The sequence below is a fragment of the Hymenobacter lapidiphilus genome, assembly GCF_003417065.2.
Lineage (GTDB): Bacteria > Bacteroidota > Bacteroidia > Cytophagales > Hymenobacteraceae > Hymenobacter.
This window is the reverse complement of sequence record NZ_QVLT01000053.1, coordinates 1-18,021: the sequence shown is the minus strand read 5'-3', so window position 1 is coordinate 18,021 and position 18,021 is coordinate 1. Positions and strand designations below refer to the sequence as shown.

Below are 18,021 nucleotides of genomic sequence, written 5' to 3'. Positions count from 1 at the left end.
GCTTCCGACCCCACAGTTCGCTCCAGAATTTAACGCCCGATCAAGTAATGGCAGCCGCTATTACAGTCGAGCTTCAAAACGCCTGAGCCTCTAGTTTTGGGCGGTCCAGCTATTGGGGGGAGGTCAACTCAAGCAAGGACTAAACTGGCCAACTGTTACTCATTGGGGATTCCTTTTCTGCTTACTCAATCACCACCCGGGCGGTCGCGCTGGTGCTTAGCCCGCGTACGTGCAGCATATATACCCCGGCGGGCAAAGCAGCGGTATTCATACGTAGGCTAGGGGCGGTAGCAGGCAGGTTAAGTTGTAGTCGACGTACTACCTGCCCTAAGGGGTTAACAAGCTCCACCTGCACGTTTCGGGCACCCGAGAAGGCTTCCAGCTCCAGGGTGAAGTGATCGCGCGCGGGGTTTGGGTAGGGCTGCACTCGGGCAGTCCCAGCCGCGGTCGCAGCTGACAGGAAGGTCCCGGTGTTGAGCAATACTATGGCCTTGCCGCCAATGTAATCCACCAGGGCGACGTCCAGCAGTCCATCACCGTTGAGGTCGCCCAGTGCCACATCGTGGGTGCTGCCACCACCGCTCTCAAACTCGGTCGCCGTGAGCGGAAAGGTGCCGGGAGTGATTGCCGAGTTCACCAGCACACCCACGCGCGAGTCGGCCGGCAAGAACTCCCGGTTACCCGTTATGATATCGGGCAGCTTGTCCCCGTTGATGTCGCCCAACTCCACGCTGTAAACGCCCCGCATGCCCGCCGCCTCACTCAGCACGGGCGCCGTAAACGTGCCAGGAGCTCCGGCCGCGTTGAGTAGCACGGCCACGCGGCCGTCGTTGCCGGTCGCTACTACAATATCGGGGCGCCCATCCGTGTTCACATCCCCCACGGCCAGATCCTGTGGATAGCTGGCGCCGCTGCTGTAAGTCACGACTGGGGCAAAGGTGCCCGGGGTGGCCGCCTGGTTGAGCAACACGCCGACCCGGCCGCTACCCCCGCCGCACACCACGAGGTCGGCCCACCCGTCGCCGTTGAGGTCGGCCAGGGCGATTCCCACCGCGTAACGCCCGCCAGTCGCGAAGATCGTTACCTTGGCGGGGAACGTGCCGGGCGTGGTAGCCAAGTTGAGTAGCACCGCCGCTTCGCCCCCAAGCGTGTTGAGGGCCACGATGTCAGGCCGCCCGTCCCCGTTCACATCGCCCACTGCCAGGCTGCGGGGATCCCCCAGGGTGGAATAAAACTCCGCCGGCAAAAAGGTGCCGGGCCGCAGGGTAGAGTTGAGCATCACGGCTACCCCGCCGCCGTTCTGCAGCGCCGCCACAATATCGGGGTAGCCATCATCATTGACATCGGCCGCAACCACGCGCAGCGGAAAGCTTCCGATGGGGTACGAGACGGCCAGGGCGAATCCCCCGACCGCTCCCGGTTGATTAAGTAGCACGTTAACCGTGTTCGCATACGAGCAGCTCACTACTAGGTCGGGCCGCTCGTCGCCGTCGAGGTCCGCCACAGCCACCCCCTGCGGACTGGCCTGCACGGCCAGCACCCGGGGCGGGGCAAAGCTTTGAGCCCGCGCACCGGGAAGCAGGCCGCCAAACAGCAGGAGAGTAACTAAGATTAGCCGGGGGACTTGCTTGCCCGCAAGGTGGGTCAAAAATTGAAGCACCATGAAAAACAAGGTAAGAAAGAGCCCCATTCAGCACCTGCGCTGGCGGACTTTTTCCATGCGCGGACTTAAGAAGTATGTGAAAAAGCAGCCAAGCCCAGGGAGCAGATAAAGTGCCTAGGTGACAGTAGGGACAACATTTGGGCAGCTTACGCAACCTGATTTCCCATTTTCTGTTGGAGGGCGTAATGATCGCAGGTGAGTAGTGGTGAAAACAGGGCTAATGATATGCTATTTAGCAGCTATAGCGTGCTGACTCACTCTAACTCCTAGTGTTTGCAGAATACCAGCTCCAGTGCAGAGAATTAATGCGATTCATATCTCGCGCAGGATATTTAGGAAGCTGTCCAGCGTATGCGCGCCGTCCACGGCCCGCCGCTCATACACCATGTAGTAGCGGAAGTCGTTGCCAGCTTTGTGCGCCCAGGTAGCGCCTAAGCTGATTTTAGTTTCGGCATCGAGATGGTCACCCTTGGTTTCCACTACCAGCGTCTTGCCGCTTTTGGTCTGGATGATGAAGTCCGGGTAGTGGTTGATGAAACCGTTGATGCGGAAGCCTTTGCGCTCGGGGTTGCGGGTCCAGAAGGCAATGTTGGGTAGGTTGGCTATTTCGTTGATGACCTTCTCCTCGAAGCCGTTGATTTTGCCTTCCTTCTCATACAAGGACTTGGTAATGGCCTTACTGGTTTCGCCGGGTGCTATCTGCATCGGGAAGGTATAGGCCGGCTTCATGATGGCCTTATCCTGGTCAAGAAAGTTGCTGAACTGCTGCTGGGCGTAGGCTTCGGAGAGGCTGCGGATTTTGTCCTTGATTTTCCCGGTGTAAGTATATTCGTGGTTGGCAAAGTCGGTGAACTGCTCGTCCGTGAAGTCTTCCAGGATGCGGCGGATGTACTTCTCAATCTCTTTGTCGGCAATGGGGTAGAGGTTGCCGATGAGGTCCAGGATGCGGCGCGTGAAGTTCTTCACCCGACTATCCTTGCGGGCCGGGTCGAGGATGAAAGCCATGATGCGCTCCTTGGCGTCGCCGTCGATGCGGGTGAAGGTGGGCGTGGCTTCCTTTTTGGTTTCGTCCAGGTCCACGCGGTACAACTCCGAGGAGATGCCGTTGAACCGGATATCGGTATCAGCCTTACCCAGCTGGAAGCCTTGTAACAGGTACTCCTTTTCCAGCAGCACGGCCGTGCCACCGTCGCCGCTGTCGAATAGGCTGGCTGCTGGCTTCTTCCAGTAGAATTGGGGGAGCACCAGCGCGGCCGCCTGCTCGCGGAAAATGTCCTTAATGGGATATGTTTTCACGAGCGATTGAAGTTCGGTGGGCAGTACGGGGATGCCCCCGGCCGTGCTTTCGTCCACGACTTTTTTGAAGGCGGCGTCTTGTTCAAGCGCCGCTTTGGCAATGGCTTCCACAGTGCTGGTAACTGCCCCGGCAACTACCGGCTGTAGCGTGGTGTCGTCAATAGCCTCCTCGGTGACGGGAGCTACGGGCGCGACGCGGGAGAAATCCACCGCGGCCAGGTCGTCCATTCCCGTGTCGGCCGCCGGCTTTTGGTCGAAGTCAAATGGAGCCTGGGTAAAGGTGCCCGTTGGCGCATGTGTCGGGGCCAATGTAGCGGCGTCGGCTACTTTGTAGTCGCGGGAGCTGAAGCCGGCCTTGTTGAGGCCCTGCACGATTTTGTCCAGCGTTTCGATGAACTTGGTGGAGGCCGTCAGCACGTAGCTCATGTTGAGCATGGGCGCGGCGTGGGGCACCACGTAGGGCTGCCGGAGCACCCGGCCCAGAATCTGCTCCACGTCTACGGCCGAGGACTTGTTGGCCAGCGACGCCAGGATGTAAGCAAAGGGCGCGTCCCAGCCTTCTTTTAGGGCATTCACCGTGATGATATAGCGTACCTCACACTTGGGAGAGGAGAGGTCCTCGTTCTTCAACTCGTTCAGTCCGGCCGTCTTGATGCGGATGTGGCTTTCCGGAATCTTACGCTCGATAAGCTTCTTTTTCAGCAACTCGAAGGTGGTGTTGTCGTCGGCCGTTTTGGGCTGGGCCTGAAACAGTACGATGGGACGGATGTAGCGCCCGCCAGCTTTTTGCTCCTGCTTGGCTTGCAACTCCAGGTTGCGCTGCAATTGCAGAGCCGAGTTGATGACTTCGGTCAGGTCGTTGTGGTTGTAGACGATGACGGGCAGCTTCACCATGTGCTCTTTTTTGAGCGCCAGCGCGTCCACGAAGCTGATGATGTTGCTGTTTTTGCGGGGTGTGGCCGTCAGGTCGAGAATGAATGCGGGGTTCAGATTCTTGAGCATATCCACGCTCAGGTCGCTTTCCGCGTTGTGGCTTTCGTCGACGACGACCACCGGGTTCAGGGCCTGAATCACGCGCATGAGCGTAATGTCCTCGTCGCCCGGCCCCAGCAAGGTGCCAAAGGACTGTAGGTTGCCGTTTTCCTGATACACCTTGCGGTCTTCCTTGTTGCGGGCGCGCAGGCTGTCGAAACTCAGCACCACCAGGCTTAGCTGCTCCTGCACGCTGCTGGCCGAAAATCCGCTGCCTTGTAGCAGCGCCGCCTTATCGTACACCTCCACGCGGCCGGCGAAGTGGGTACTGATTTTTTGACGGTAAGGATGTAGCGGGTCGCGCAGGCTGCGCAGCGTCTGGTTTAGAATCGTGATGGAAGGCACCAGCCACACCACGGCCTTGGGCCGGTTGGCGGGGAAGGCGGCGAAAATGGTGCGCAGGGCGTTGCTGGCAATGAAGGTCTTGCCGCCGGCGGTGGGCACCTTTATGGTGACATGCGGTACGCCCGGCACCGTGTTCTTGTACGGCTCAATTGCCGTGCCCGGAAACGGCTGCAGCGGGGTGCGCGGGTGGGTGGCCCAGAAGTCGTGGAAGGCGTCGGGCAGGTTTTTGGTGGCCTGCACGCAGTCCAGAAAACGGGCGAGGTCGGTAATGACCTCCTGCTGGTAGGGTTTCAGCTCCATGCGGGTGGTCTAGAAGCGCGAAATGTCGCGCGGGATTTTCTTGAAAATAAGGCCGTGCTGCGTCATGAACTCAGCCGTGAGCAGGCAGTTGTCGGCGTAGATGATGTACTGGCAAGTCGATGCCTTGCAAGCCGCCGGCTGCACGGACATCATCCAGGAGAAAGCTTCCTCCTCTAAGGACCGGCCGCAGCTCCAGCAGCTACTGACCCGGCTGCGCGCCGGCGATACGCTGGTGGTCTGGAAACTCGACCGGTTGGGCCGCTCGCTCAAAGACCTGGTGATGCTGGTCACGGGCTTTCAGGAAAAGGGCGTCCACTTCGTGAGCCTGCACGACCACCTGGACACAACCACGGCGCAGGGGCGGCTCATGTTTAATCTGTTTGCCTCGCTGGCCGAGTTTGAGCGCGACATTATCCGCGAGCGTACCAAGGCCGGACTCACGGCGGCGCGGGCCCGGGGCCGGCAGGGGGGGCGACCAAAAGGCCTCTCGAAGGAGGCCCTTTCGAAAGCACAAGCCGCTAAAACCCTCTACTTACAGCAGGACAAGACCGTGGCCCAAATCGGCCAGTTGCTCGGCGTCGGCCGCGCTACCATTTACCGCTATCTCGCCCATTTAGGTGTTCCCACGGGCGGCACGCAGAAGCTAACTGGAGCTTAGCGTAATTTTTCGCCCCGTTGTAACGAGAACCCCAAAGACTGAGGCGGGGAAGAGTTGAGGCGTGCGGCTCACCGTGGAATGCTAGGGCAATTCTTCGTCGAGCTCGTAGCCAAGAAAACAGAGGATGTCGAGTCGCAGGGCACAGTGCTCGACGAGGCGCCGGTCACTAACCAGGTTTTCCAGTCGGCCCACGAGCGCCAACTTAAAGAACACGAACGGGTCGAGCGACGGGTGCCCGGTATGGCTGTAAAGCGCGCGCGATTGCTCGTAAAGAAACGTCCAGTCTACCAACTCAGCTAGCCGGCGGTAGAGGTTATGGAGCGGAATCCGCTCCGAAAGCGGGTCACTTCTTTGTCGAGGTACTGCTTCTTGCCTTGCATGTTTCTGCTACGAAGCGCGTCCCAATACGGTCATGGGTTCTGCAACAGCCACGACCGTTTATCTTTGTGAACCTGACTTATTGACTCATCATGCACCAGATTCGGCTACGCCCGCGTCTCTACCGTTGCCCAGATGCTGGAACTGCAACTCGACGTCCTGACCCAGATCCAGCTTGAGCTTACTGCCTGAACTGGGGTAAAGGGCCCCAAGAAAACCTATTCACCGGACCAGTAGAAAGTTTGTAACGGGTGGATGAGCCACTATCTGCCAGAGAAAGGTATCTTTGGGCAGAACCCAACTTCTTTTTGTATGACGACCAAGACCACCAAGGCCGAGACCACCCCGGCTGCTATGCCTAAGCAGACTGACCTCACCCGTGAGACCATCCACCGCCGCGTAAAGCAGGCCCAGGAGCGTCGCCGCCGTAAGCTCAAGCACGTGAACCCCTAGTTCCCACTGGCTTTCGCCGCAAAAAAAGCCCCATTTACACGAGTAGATGGGGCTTTTCTATGACAGCTGTCTCGTCCTAAGAAATGTTGACAGCTTTTTCCGCTTAAAACGGTCGTTTGCTGAGACGCCCCGCCACGAATCCGGGTGGCACCCAACTCAACCAGCCAGCGCCCCCTGCCGTTGTTTTCCGTTCCTACTATTGTGCGACCCCTGATACAGCTTTCCGGAGGGTTGTAACTCGCATTTGCCAGCTTGCTAATCGTGGTAATGTAGCACTTCGCCTAGTGAAGTCAGTATGGGACACTTAGCCGATAGTTAGTGAATATTACCATTCATTTTAGCTCGCAGCTCAGGGGGGCGACAAGGCATAAAGTGGTGTATAACAATGTAAGGCTGTGTCTTATTACCCTATTTGGGCTATGCTATAAAGTAGATAGGCGAGAAGTTAATTAACTTTTTACTAAATAAATTAGTAGTATTGCGTAGCTGGTTCAGCCAGTTTCGCGCTATGACTACCATCGAATTAATTGACGTGGGTACGCCCATCACCACGCTCTGGCTGCCGGTTTACGCCTCGCTGGTTCCCTGCGGCTTCCCCTCCCCGGCCTCCGATGAGCTGGAGGAGCTTTTCGATCTTAACCGCCTGCTCTTCCGCCACCCCGAGGCGACTTACCTGATTCGCGTGTCGGGCGAGAGCATGCAGGGAGCCGAAATCCACGCCGGTGACCTGCTGGCCGTCGACAAACACATCGAGGCCGACCACAACCACATCGTCGTGGCCGTGATAGAGGGCGAGTGCACCGTCAAGCGCCTCGTGCGCCGGGGCTCCAACTGGTGGCTGCAGGCCGAAAATCCCGCCTACCCCGACTACCCTATCACCGAGCCCGATAACCTGCGCATCTGGGGCGTCGTCACCCATGTCGTCCATGAACTCATTCCCGGCAAGCTCACTGCCCTGCTCCGTAGCCGCGACTAGTTTTCAAGCTGGTGGCTGGTAGCTCCAGTTCAAGCCATACACTCCCTAGAATGAAAGCTGACAGCCATCAGCTACTAGCTCGCCATCCATGTACGGCCTCGTCGACGGTAATAACTTCTACGTCTCCTGCGAGCGGGTCTTCCAGCCGCGCCTCGAAGGCCGTCCCGTAGTCGTGCTATCCAACAACGACGGCAACGTGGTGAGCCGCTCTGCCGAAGCCAAGCAAATCGGCATTGTCATGGGGGCCCCCTTCTTCGAGGTGCGCGAGTTGTTGCGTCGTCACCAGGGCCACGTGCTCAGTTCCAACTACCCACTCTACGGCGATATGAGCCGCCGCGTCATGGCCCGCCTCGCTGACCAGGTGCCAGCCGTTGAAGTCTACAGCATCGATGAGGCCTTCCTCGATCTGCACGGCCTGACCACTTTCTGCGGTACCCTCGATGCCCGGGCCCGGCGCATTCAGCAGGACGTGCTGCGCTGCACCGGCATCCCGACCTGCGTGGGCATAGCCCCCACCAAGACGCTGGCCAAAGTGGCCAACCGCTTGGCCAAGAAGCACCCCGAGCTACAGGGCATCCTGCGTCTCGATACCGAAACCCGCCGGGAGCGGGCATTGCGCGCCCTGCCCGTGGAGGACGTCTGGGGCATCGGCCGCCAGTACGCTACCAGGCTGCACGCCCAGGGGCTGCGCACGGCCTGGGACCTGAGTCAGGTATCCGAGGCCTGGGCCCGCAAACACCTGGGCGGGGTAGTCGGTTGGCGGCTGGTGCAGGAGCTGCGCGGCCAGCCCTGCCAGGACCTAAACCCCTCCGAAGACGGCACCCTCGGCCGCCAGAGCATCAGTTGCTCGCGCTCCTTCGGCCAGCGCCTGACGGCCTTTGACGACCTGTGGGGCGCGGTGAGCACCTACCTGAGTCGGGCCGCCGAGAAACTGCGCGCCCAGGGTGCCCAGGCCCATATCCTCACCGTTTTCCTCAGCCAGGACCGCTACGATACCCATATCCCCCCGCCCTACACCCGCTCCACCACCCTGACGCTGCCCGGTGGCCCCACTGCCGATACGCTTCTGCTGCTGGTTTATGGCCGGCGGATGCTGGAGAAGCTCTATGAGCCCGGCCACCGCTACGTCAAAGCCGGTGTGGTGCTCGATGGCCTCGAACCGCCCGGCCGTGGCCAGCAGCTGAGCCTGTTCGCGCCGGCTGATTCTGTCACCAACCGGCCCGCCGCCACGCCCGAATCCGACGCCCGCGCCCGGCAGCTCATGCAAAGTCTCGATTCGCTCAACCGCCAGTTCGGCCGCGGCACCGTCCGCCCTGCCGCCAGTGTAGCCCCGCCGGCTGCTCCTGGCCAGCCGGCAGCCCCCTGGCTCGGCCGCGCCGAGCACCGCAGCCCCGCCTTCACCACCCGCCTCGAAGACCTGCTGGTGGTCAGCTGATGACAGTTGTCGTTGATCTATGGAACACATGCTGCCGCACAAAACCGGGTGACGACCAACTATGCTCCCTCGGCCTATATCTCCGCCTCACAATCCGGTTGCTGCTTATTGCCTGACAATGCGGCCCTCCAGCGCCGGGGCATACGAGGGGAAACGCTGTAAAAAGCGTTTCAGGGGCTGCACCAACACCTCCCCGGTGTTCTTCTTGGTCAGCGCCTGCTTGAAGCCCGCGTAGCCGTCGCCCCCGTCAGCCAGGAAGTTCGGGGCGAGCACCTGGTACGTCTTGTTATCGTCCAGCGGCACCCCTTTAATGGTCAGCCGCGTCACGCGGCTGCCCACCGACCGGCTCTCATCATAGTGAAATACCACTCCCTTCGACACCTGCAGCACACCATTGGTAAGCGTAGCTGCGTGTTCGAAAATGCTTTTCACCGCCGCCCCCTTGAGTTCCAGCTTAACCAGTGTATTGAGGAAGGGAAAGGCCGAAATCAGGTTTCCCAGCGTCACTGGGCCGGCCGCAATGTCCTGGCGCAATCCCCCGCTGTTGACCACCGCAAAATCATACTCTGGCGCGGCCTCCAGCATGGCATCAGCCACCAGGTTACCCAGCGTCGATTCCTCGCCGTAAGATCGGGTCAGGGGCAATGTCAACGTCGTTATAGGCTCGCTGGCAATGGTTGCTACCTTGGCTTTCCACCGCGTGATGGCCTCCACCGTCGATGGGTCGTCAACAATGACATCGTCATAAACCACTTGTAGCGCATTCGTATACGACGTAATCCGGTCCGTCTTCGGGTTGTACACCAGCTCCAGCCTCCCCAGCTCCGTGCCCAGGGCGTTGGTCGAAACGATGAGCGTGCCGTTGGCCTCCAGAGGCTCGCGCGTGCCCTGATGGGCGTGGCCCGTCACAATCACATCAACGCCGGGCACGTGCCGGGCCAGCTCCAGGTCCTTCTGCAGGTTGCGGCTCACATCGGCCGTACCCGTCGTCGATTGCCGGCCGGGAATCCCTTGGTGAATCAGCAGCACAATCAAGTCCGTCTGCCCCTGGAGCTCCTGCACATAGCGCCGCAGATAGGTTTCCTCGCTGCGCGCCTCCACCCCCTGAATCATCTCGTCGGAGATGGTATCGTAAAAGGCAAACCGGCCATGAAGCCCGATAAGCCCAATGCGTACGCCGTTTTTGACAATGATTTTATACGGGTGATTCCACAGCAGCTGGTCTGTGCCCTTGCGGAAGATGTTGCCGTTGAGAATCGGAAACGTGGCCTTGTCAAACTGCTTGGGCACGTTCTGCCAGCCGTGGTCAAACTCATGATTGCCAATGCAGGCCGCGTCCAGCTGCAGGTAATTCATCACGTCAACCACGGCCGCCCCCTCCGTGAGGGTGCTGATGTAGGGGCCGGTGAAAAAGTCGCCAGCATCCACGTAAAGCGTGTTGGGGTTGGCCTGCTTCTCCTGCTTAACCAGGGTGGCAATATTGGCGAAGCCCCCCACCAGGCGCGTTTCGCTCACGGCCGGCAGCTTTTGCGGCTCCAGGTGGGCGTGCAAATCGTTGGTGTAGAGCAAGGTGATTTTCTTGAGGCCCGGGCTGGTCGCTGGTTGCGGGCGTTGGGCAAACCCCAGAACGGGCGCCAGCAGAATCGACAGGAAACAAAGGGCTGTTTTCATCAGTGAGGGAAGTGCGGCGGGTAAGTATGCGGGTGCACAACGCGGGCGCACGCAATAGGCAGGTAGCAAAATATATATTTCCCACCACGCCCGGCAGCTTAGGCACATCTTCGATTCGCTCAAACGCTAGTTACCGCCAGTTCGGCCGTGGTGCTGTTCGTCTCGCCATCAGCATAGCTCCGTCAGCTGCCTCTAAGACCTCTTACTCGTTCGCTAAGAAGCGGTTTGCGTGAGCAGGCCCACGTTGCGGGGTACGTCTGGCAGCACTACGCAGTAAGCGGGGCTTACCCCTGCACGCCGCGAGCATGTGCTTGGCGGGGCCTACCTGAATTTTGCCCGCCTACTGCGCGCCGCCCGCGTGCATATGCTCATAAAGCAGCTGCGCGGCGGCCGCCAGCAGAGGCTGGTCGGTGGTGCGCTCCTGGCAACGCTGCAAATCGTAGTGGCACAGCGTGCCAAAGGGCCGGCCCTCCCCGTCGCGTATAAGCGCGCCGCAGTAAGAAATAACCGGCGTGTCAATGCCCAGCGCTTGCGGGTCCACGGTGGCGTCCAGAATCTGCACTGGCGCCTCGGTGCGGCCCACCAGCGAGCAGTACGTGGCGGCCATCGGCGCATCGGCTCCTTGCCGCACCGCCGCCATTTTCCGGTCAAACAGGGCCTCACTGCGCAGCATATCCCCATCGAAGCGCCACACGCCCGTGTAGCGGTGGGGCGTGCGGTAATTAAGGTAGGCGAGGGCCGCATGCACCCCCTGCTGTTGCAGCAGGGCGGCAAACTCGGCTATTTCTGCCGGCAGGGTATTTTCCTCGTTCCGGATAGTTGTGCTCATGCTGGTTAGGTAAAGCTAAGCGCGCCAACGAGCGGGCACCTTGGGCAAAGATAGGCCGCCGGACTTAGGGGCCACTCTAGGCGTTGTTGATTAGAAAGAATTCTGTCTATTTGTTGACTGCTACGTATCGAGCTATTTCCTACGTCTTCCGGCCCAACGCCAGTGCTGTCTTTAGTAACGGGCCGCATCCAGCACTCCCTGCAGGTCGTGCATGCGGCCTTCCACCTGGGCCAGAAAGGCCGTCGGCACCGGCACTGTGCTGCCGTTGCGGGCATTCAGGTAGCGTACCAGCGCGTTGAGGGCCCCAATTTCCTCCTGCAGCTCGGCGCTCAGGTGCGCCCATTGGGCTTGGCCGGCATCCCCCGGCCGCGCCCGGCACCGGTGGCGCACGGCCAGCGTCTGGCTGACCAGCCCGGCGAGCAGTTCCAGAATACGCTGCTCATCGGCCGTAAAGGGGCGAGGCTCGTGGTTGACAAGGCACAGCGTACCGAGCGGGTGTTGGTCGGGCAGTCGCAACAGGGCCCCGGCATAAAAGCGCACGTGGTTTTGCTCCGCCACCCGCAGCACCTCCGCCGGAATGGGGGGGTGTTGTTCCAGCAGCACATCGTGATAAACTACGGCCCGGCCCTGCGTGATGGCCGTGGAGCAAAGCACCTCCGCGCGCGGCAGCCGGCTGTGGGCAGGCATCCCTATCGCGACCGGGTAATGCACATCGGTTTCCTCCACCACCGACAGCAGCGAGATGGGAACCTGGAACAGGCGCGCGGCCAAGGCCACGAACTCCTCGAATACGGGCTCGGCCAGGGCGGCCAGTACCTCGAACGAACGCAGGGCCACGAGCCGGGCAGGCTCGTCGTCGGGTAGGGGGGAAGATGAAGGGGTAGCCATACGGATAACAGCAGAGAGCTAATAAGGAGCGGAAGATAGTTGAACGGGCGAAGAATAGTCATATGGCCCGCGCCCAACAGCTCAGGCGTAGCTAATATAATGCGCCCGGCGGCTTCTTACCTTTGCCCAATGCACGTTTCCCGTTACGCCCTTATCACCACCTTGGCCCTGGCTACCGCCGCCTGTTCCACCACCAACGACCCAACTCCACTTTCCGAACACCTGACCCTCGGCAACCCCAGCGGCGCTACCGCCGACGCCAACCAGCCCACCAACTACCTGCTCAGCAAGCCTCAATACGCGCTGTCTTACCACCGCGACCGGGGCATCCCCACCTGGGTCAGCTGGCACCTCGACGCCACCTGGCGCGGATCTGCTGCCCGCCAGGACGACTTCCGGGCCGATAACACCCTGCCCACCGGTTGGTACCAGGTGACGGCTTCCAGCTACACGGGCTCCGGGTTCGACCGGGGCCACCAGTGCCCCTCAGCCGACCGCACCAACACCGTGGCCGACAACTCGGCCACCTTCCTGATGACCAACATGGTCCCCCAGGCGCCGCGTAACAACCAGCAGACCTGGGCCAACCTTGAAAACTACACCCGCACTTTCCTCAGCGCCGGCAACGAGGTCTATATCATCTGCGGCGCCTACGGTAAAGGCGGAACCGGCTCCAATGACTTCGCTACCACCCTCGATCAGGGCCGCGTCACCGTGCCCGCCCACCTCTGGAAAGTGGTAGTCGTGCTGCCCACCGGCGACAACGACGCCACCCGCCTCACCAGCAGCACCCGCGTCATCGCCATCGACACGCCCAACGACAATTCCATCAACACCGACTGGGGCCAGTACCGCGTCAGCATCGACGCCATCGAAGCTGCTACCGGCCTCGACCTGCTCTCGGCTGTGCCCATTGCGGTGCAGCAGGTCCTGGAAGCCAGCGTAGACAAGGGTCCCACGCAATAGCGCCCCGACGGCGGCTTCACCGCGTCCCTGTCCGCTACCGCGCCGGCCACCCGCCATGCCCCAACTGCCACCGCCGTTCACGTATGCATCGGTAAATCCTTCGTAGCCTACCACGCTTCCAGCCGTTGCGCTGGTCTTGCCCGCTGCACCCACGAAGTGCGCAGCCTGTCGGCCAGCGACGCGCAGCAGCAGGGCAAGTGGGCCTGCCGGAAGTGCTATCAGGATTCAATTAACAGGAAAAGACGCCATCATCTGGCCGCACGACTTACTATACCCCACCGGATGCTATGCCCCCAATCTCCGGCAACCAGGCTATTGCCACCATCCTCAAGCACGACAACAAAACCACCAGCTACAAAATAGCGCTGCTGCGGGCCCTCAACGACTTGGCCCTGCTCTATCCCAGCCTGGCTGATTAAAGCCCTTGACGTCAATAGCTTGCGCCTGACCTGCGAGCGGCGCGGTATCGAAGCTAACATCCTGCGCAACTGCCGCGCAACCGATTGGCAGACGGACGCCTCAGTGCCTGACCCGATGGCTTTCAGGTTCTGCTCGTGCGCTTCGAACCAGCCTGTAAAACTGGCGGGGCCCCGCATGGGCTGGCTTTTACCGTGCTGCTACTGCGGAGAATTGCGGTTACGCCGCCTCCCTGGACCGCTTCATTCCAGCGCTGCCCGGATGCTCGTACCTGGGTTTTAGCGGTTCAGCTGCTGCTTGTTATTCATTCTCCAACCAATACAAATGCGCCCCAGTAATAGGGCTCGGGATGCCGCTTCCTGACCTGTTGCTGGGCCGCCAGCAGGGCCGCCCGCTTGCTGGACCCGGCGAGCCAAAACCGGTAAAAGGCGGTCATCAACTCTTGGGTTACGGCGTCATCCACTTTCCACAAACTCATCATAATGGTGCGGGCTCCGGCGACAGTGAAGCCGCGTTGCAGCCCGTACACTCCCTCTCCGGCCTGCACCTGCCCCAGGCCCGTCTCGCAGGCCGAAAGCACGACGAGCTCCGTCCCCTGCAAGTCCAGCAGCGAGGCCTCGTAGGCAGTTAGGATGCCGTCTTCCGTGGCAGGCTTCCTGGGAGCATCCCGAAAGTTGCTCACCCCGGCCAGCAGCAGACCGGCTCGTAACATGGCGTCATTGGCCAGCTCCCCCTTTACAGCGTCCGGCGGCCGTTTGCCGACCGGGGCAGCCGCCAGAAAAAAGCCGTGGGTTGCCAGATGTAGTACGCGGGGGCGGCGCACCTCCCGCACGTTTTCCTCCGTCGCCGCTGCGCCCACAAACTGCTGGTAGGGCCAGTTGGCAGCGCGCAGCAAGGAGTCGAGCGCAGCCAGCTCCCGGGCCGTTCCGGGTAGGGGCGCAACTTCCCCCGCCGCCAACCAGTAATCGGTGCGGGAATAGGTACTCCGTGGAGTCGTGATGGCCACGGGGAGAGCAGCGGTGAAGGTAGCGGGGAGGGCAGGATCCGACGGGCTTGCCGGCAAGTTCTCAATTCGGAAAGCAGGGTCACCGACCAGCACCGCATGGGCCGGGCGTGAAGGGAGCGTATCCTGCTGCGGGCTTCGCACTAAGTCCCGGGTGCTGCCGACCAGGCGCAGGTCAAGCTCGTCGAGCAGGTACCGGCCCGTGGCAGGATTCTGCAGGGTAGCCAGGTTGATTTGTAGATAAGCGCCGTCGGCGGAAAGGTAGACGGTCGACGTTCCCGGGGGAATAGCGCGGGCAATAGGCCCCCAGTAGGCTTCGTACAAGGCCTTGGCATCTGCCGGGCCGCGCGTGCTGCTGACGCTGATTGATCCCCAGTTGCGGGCCGGAATATGATTGAGTCTTCGATAAGCCAGCATAGCCCGTTCTTCCAACTCATTGCCGTTCTTCAACACCACCAACTGGGGGGCCGCGCTGGTCGGCGTCGTGATGTAAGCAGAATAGTAAATGGTATCGGTAAAAGAGCGGCGAAACCAGCGGTAGCGCACCAGCTCCACGGCTACTTCGCCGGGTTGTAAGGCCCGTTGCACCTGCTGTTGGGTTGTCGTGGGCATACCCGGCTCGCGGCGAAGTCGGCCGATCCGGCCGTCAAACTTCTTTCCAACTCGTTCGCCAGCGAATCGAGGCGAACGGGGTCAAGTCCTCGTTTCTGCTGCTGGGCGAGCGGCAGCGTGTAAGCGGTAGCCAATTGGCGCTTTAGCGTCTGCCAGTGTTTAAAAGAGCGAATCACGGTGGTGTCTTCGCTGGCCCGCAGCCGACGTTCCAAGCCGGTAGTGGTAGCCAGCAGCAGTCCCTTCGTGAAAAGTACCTGATCATAGGCCCGGGCAGTACCTTCAACGGCCGTCGCCGCCTGTTGGGCCAGCAGGCTGTGGTAGCGCTCGGTATCCCTGGAGACAGTCGCTAAAAACTGCTGCTTCTCCCGTTCGCTCAAGCCGGGCAACGTGCTGCGCAGCAGGTTTAGCCAGATGGCGTTGCCCTGGGCACTCGCTGCTTCGGCGGCCGCGTAACGGCCCGTTAAAGCGTAAATTGATGATAAGTCGTTCAGTACGGCCGCATAGTAAGAATGGTGGGGGCCAAACGTCTGTTCGTAGATTGCCAGTACTTCCTTGATCAACGGCTCTGCCTCGGCGTAGCGCTGGGTAAGTTCATAATTAGTAGCCAGGACCCGAAGGGAGTTAGCGTACTTGTCCGGGTGCTTGTTCCGCTTCTTCCGGGCGATGGCAACCGCCCGCAGATGCAGTGCCTGGGCCTCCTTGAGCCGGCCCAGGTGTTCATAAACTACCGCCAGGTTGTTGAGCGAAATCCGGTACCTGGCAGGAAAGAGGATGTTAAAGCAGTAGCGCTTGTCAATCGCTAGCATCTGCTCGCAAATTGCTGCGGCCTCCGCGTAGCGTCCCTGTACCAGGTATATATGCCCCAACGTGTTCAGGTGCGTCGAATGGTTGATAACGACTAGTAGGGGATACCGATCGAAAGTCAGCCGGCTGACGACGAGCGATTCTTTGCCGAATCGCTCGGCCTCTTCCAGGCGGCCCATGATGCGGTAGTGGTCTGCCAGGTTATCGAGGGTGACAGCGTACTGAACCGCGTCATAATCAAACCCCATTACGCCGGCATGCTGCTCGAAGGCTTTCTTGCGGATAGCCTGGCTCGCTTTGATCAACGGTTCGGCTTCGGCCGAGCGACCGACCATGGCGAAAAGTACCGCCAAGTTGTTTAAGGCAGTGCCATAAGCCCGATGGTGCTCCCCAAGAGATTTCCGGGCTGATTCCACGGTCTGTTCGGCCAGGCGAACCCCCTGCTCACGTCGGGCGGCACTGTAATAGAAGTAGCGGTGAGCTTGCCGGTTTAGCTTATTGATCCGCGAGGGGCCGGCCGTTTGGGCCCAGGCTTGCTGACCACTACCTAATGCGACAGCAATGACTAGTGCAAGTAAATGCTTGCGCAGTAAATGCAGGCAATCCGATGTATTTCCTGCGAAACAGGACATAACCAGCGTATTTACAATGCGGTAATTTAATTTGTTATAGTAATATAGTGAAAAAATATGATGAAATAATTTTAATTAGAAAGCCGCTTAGTGAGTTGCTGGGCGGAGGGGAATCCAGCAGTAGCACAATGAGAGTGGGCTATTGGAAGGCTAGCCAGCTGTCTGGGCAGGCAGCGCGGCCGGCGAGCTGGATGCCCTGTTTCGGCAGCCACTACCCGCCGCTTTCCCGGGGTAAAGGAAGGCTGGTTTTGCTGACCTGGGCACCGGTTGCCACCCGGCTGGGTAGCCGTGGGTGCGGTAGGCAGACTAAACCGCACTACCTACGCTCATGACCATTGCCGACCTGCGCGAGCAGCACCTGATTCTCTTCGAGGCCGTGAGCGGCAGCCGGGCTTACGGCACGAATCTGCCCCATTCGGATACCGACCTGAAAGGCGTGTTTGTCCTGCCAGAAGACCGGTTCTTTGGTCTGGACTACGTGCCCCAGGTGGCCAACGAAACCAACGATGAGGTGTTCTACGAGCTGCGCCGCTTCGTGGAGCTGCCTCGGCAAAAATGACATAGGCGACGTGGTCGGGACTATTACCATCCGCAAGCTGCTCGAAGATTTGCCTAATCAGTTGCGCAATTTGCGGGGCATCATGGTAGAGGTTATCCAGCACGAAGAAAGCGAAATAAAATATCTGGAAACTGTCGTCGCCCCTACCCTATCAGCACTTCTGTCAGCATAGCTACTGCAGTTGCAGTACCAACCAAACGCGTAAAGGTCCGGCGCTAAGTGTGCTTCTGCGTTGAAGCAGGACAAGCGCTGGAACGGTGCGCCGGTTAATTGGCTCATAGTTGGCTCAACATGGGCAGGTACACTATTGCAATTCACTGAATCAGCGCTATAGATACCATTTTGCTAGCAGTTGAATTGGCTCACTATAGGCTCAAGCAACTTTGATTGAGACGATAGATTCGGTTGATGCACAGCAAGCCAAAGAAGTTTACAGCAAGCCCGCAGCCAGCTTATCAATGTTGCAATACTAAGAACAGAAATTCCCACTAAGCAGTGATGGCTGCCTGCCGTAGGGTTGAGACGTCTCAGGGTATGATCATTTTAGGCATACGTTCTTTGATCAGCTTTGCTGGCATGGATTAGTGTATAAATCCGCCCAAAAGAGAAAAGAACACTTAAGAAGGTCATACTATCCGTTTCAGCTAGACAGCTTCACCTACTTCTATATTCGCTAACATTGCAAATAATACTATTAGTGCTATCTATCATATAATCGTTAGTAATAATAGCAATACTATCTAACACATATCCGATATTAATAATATCAATAGTAGCAATGCTAGTATTGATATTATTAATATAAAATCATGCAATACTTGTATAGCAATCTTTATATTAATTATTTTAATGCTAGCACTTATAGCATAGCACTGGTTTACTTCACATAAGCTAAAGAGTCTAGCAAACCCAAGTTGCGAACTACAAACCGACTTGGTGTAGTGCGTGGGCAAAGATGAAAAGCACTATTTTTAAGGCGAAGCCGGCCGCTGTTACGGCATGAATCTGCTTGGGAAAGCGCGCTGTCAGGCAGCTGAAGGTGGTTTCAATACCTTTGCGAAAATACTGAATCAGAAAGTTTTGGGCCGGGTGGTGGGGCCGCTT

Annotated in this window: 15 protein-coding genes and 1 pseudogene; 7 read left to right on the top strand and 9 right to left on the bottom strand. The window is 59.3% G+C overall.

Annotated features, from left to right (window positions below; genetic code table 11):
- Positions 1-181 precede the first annotated feature (181 nt).
- A complete protein-coding gene (locus D0N36_RS18845; RefSeq protein ID WP_190242764.1) occupies positions 182-1,663 on the bottom strand; it encodes a T9SS type A sorting domain-containing protein in 1,482 nt (493 codons plus the stop codon).
- A gap of 312 nt (positions 1,664-1,975) precedes the next feature.
- Positions 1,976-4,636, bottom strand: coding sequence for a DEAD/DEAH box helicase (locus D0N36_RS18840; protein ID WP_116943361.1), 2,661 nt, complete (start codon positions 4,634-4,636; stop codon positions 1,976-1,978).
- A 100-nt stretch (positions 4,637-4,736) separates the two neighbouring features.
- Between D0N36_RS18840 and D0N36_RS18835 the strand changes: the two genes are divergently transcribed.
- Entirely contained in the window at positions 4,737-5,294 is a 558-nt protein-coding gene (locus D0N36_RS18835) for a recombinase family protein (protein ID WP_116943360.1), read from the top strand.
- Positions 5,295-5,375: 81 nt separating this feature from the next.
- Here the strand turns inward: D0N36_RS18835 and D0N36_RS18830 are convergent, their stop codons facing one another.
- The gene (locus D0N36_RS18830; RefSeq protein ID WP_190242763.1) at positions 5,376-5,585 is read right to left on the bottom strand and encodes a transposase; all 210 of its coding nucleotides are present in this window, start codon (positions 5,583-5,585) and stop codon (positions 5,376-5,378) included.
- Between the two features lie 399 nt (positions 5,586-5,984).
- Between D0N36_RS18830 and D0N36_RS18825 the strand changes: the two genes are divergently transcribed.
- The 3 genes from D0N36_RS18825 (at position 5,985) to D0N36_RS18815 (ending at position 8,536) form a co-directional block, all read left to right on the top strand.
- Positions 5,985-6,125: a hypothetical protein gene (locus tag D0N36_RS18825; protein WP_190242762.1), complete on the top strand. Its 141-nt coding sequence runs from the start codon at positions 5,985-5,987 to the stop codon at positions 6,123-6,125.
- Positions 6,126-6,633: 508 nt separating this feature from the next.
- Positions 6,634-7,101, top strand: coding sequence for a LexA family protein (locus D0N36_RS18820; RefSeq protein WP_116943363.1), 468 nt, complete (start codon positions 6,634-6,636; stop codon positions 7,099-7,101).
- A gap of 88 nt (positions 7,102-7,189) precedes the next feature.
- Complete coding sequence (locus D0N36_RS18815) at positions 7,190-8,536, top strand: Y-family DNA polymerase (protein WP_116943358.1); 1,347 nt, start codon at positions 7,190-7,192, stop codon at positions 8,534-8,536.
- Positions 8,537-8,641: 105 nt separating this feature from the next.
- On the opposite strand, the gene D0N36_RS18810 is transcribed toward D0N36_RS18815, so the two are convergent.
- From D0N36_RS18810 to D0N36_RS18800, 3 genes are all read right to left on the bottom strand, one after another.
- Positions 8,642-10,207: a bifunctional metallophosphatase/5'-nucleotidase gene (locus D0N36_RS18810; RefSeq protein WP_190242761.1), complete on the bottom strand. Its 1,566-nt coding sequence runs from the start codon at positions 10,205-10,207 to the stop codon at positions 8,642-8,644.
- A gap of 340 nt (positions 10,208-10,547) precedes the next feature.
- A complete protein-coding gene (locus D0N36_RS18805) occupies positions 10,548-11,036 on the bottom strand; it encodes a hypothetical protein (RefSeq protein WP_116943356.1) in 489 nt (162 codons plus the stop codon).
- A 171-nt stretch (positions 11,037-11,207) separates the two neighbouring features.
- Positions 11,208-11,924 carry a GAF domain-containing protein gene (locus D0N36_RS18800; protein ID WP_116943355.1) on the bottom strand — a complete coding sequence of 239 codons (717 nt, stop codon included), beginning with the start codon at positions 11,922-11,924 and terminating at the stop codon, positions 11,208-11,210.
- A gap of 129 nt (positions 11,925-12,053) precedes the next feature.
- Here D0N36_RS18800 and D0N36_RS18795 point away from each other — a divergent pair, with 129 nt between their 5' ends.
- Positions 12,054-12,890, top strand: a complete 837-nt coding sequence (locus D0N36_RS18795) for a DNA/RNA non-specific endonuclease (protein WP_116943354.1) — start codon at positions 12,054-12,056, stop codon at positions 12,888-12,890.
- A 287-nt stretch (positions 12,891-13,177) separates the two neighbouring features.
- A complete protein-coding gene (locus D0N36_RS20020) occupies positions 13,178-13,309 on the top strand; it encodes a hypothetical protein (RefSeq protein WP_262895335.1) in 132 nt (43 codons plus the stop codon).
- A 302-nt stretch (positions 13,310-13,611) separates the two neighbouring features.
- Here the strand turns inward: D0N36_RS20020 and D0N36_RS18790 are convergent, their stop codons facing one another.
- Both D0N36_RS18790 and D0N36_RS18785 read right to left on the bottom strand, forming a co-directional pair.
- Entirely contained in the window at positions 13,612-14,922 is a 1,311-nt protein-coding gene (locus D0N36_RS18790) for a CHAT domain-containing protein (protein ID WP_116943353.1), read from the bottom strand.
- Complete coding sequence (locus D0N36_RS18785; protein ID WP_116943352.1) at positions 14,868-16,358, bottom strand: tetratricopeptide repeat protein; 1,491 nt, start codon at positions 16,356-16,358, stop codon at positions 14,868-14,870. Before D0N36_RS18785 ends, D0N36_RS18790 begins: the two co-directional genes overlap by 55 nt.
- 328 nt (positions 16,359-16,686) lie before the next feature.
- On the opposite strand from D0N36_RS18785, the gene D0N36_RS18780 reads away from it, so the two are divergent.
- Complete coding sequence (locus tag D0N36_RS18780) at positions 16,687-16,917, top strand: DNA polymerase beta superfamily protein (protein ID WP_242478997.1); 231 nt, start codon at positions 16,687-16,689, stop codon at positions 16,915-16,917.
- A gap of 921 nt (positions 16,918-17,838) precedes the next feature.
- Here D0N36_RS18780 and D0N36_RS19380 read toward each other — a convergent pair.
- A pseudogene (locus tag D0N36_RS19380) lies at positions 17,839-18,021 on the bottom strand (IS982 family transposase); the annotation flags it as partial.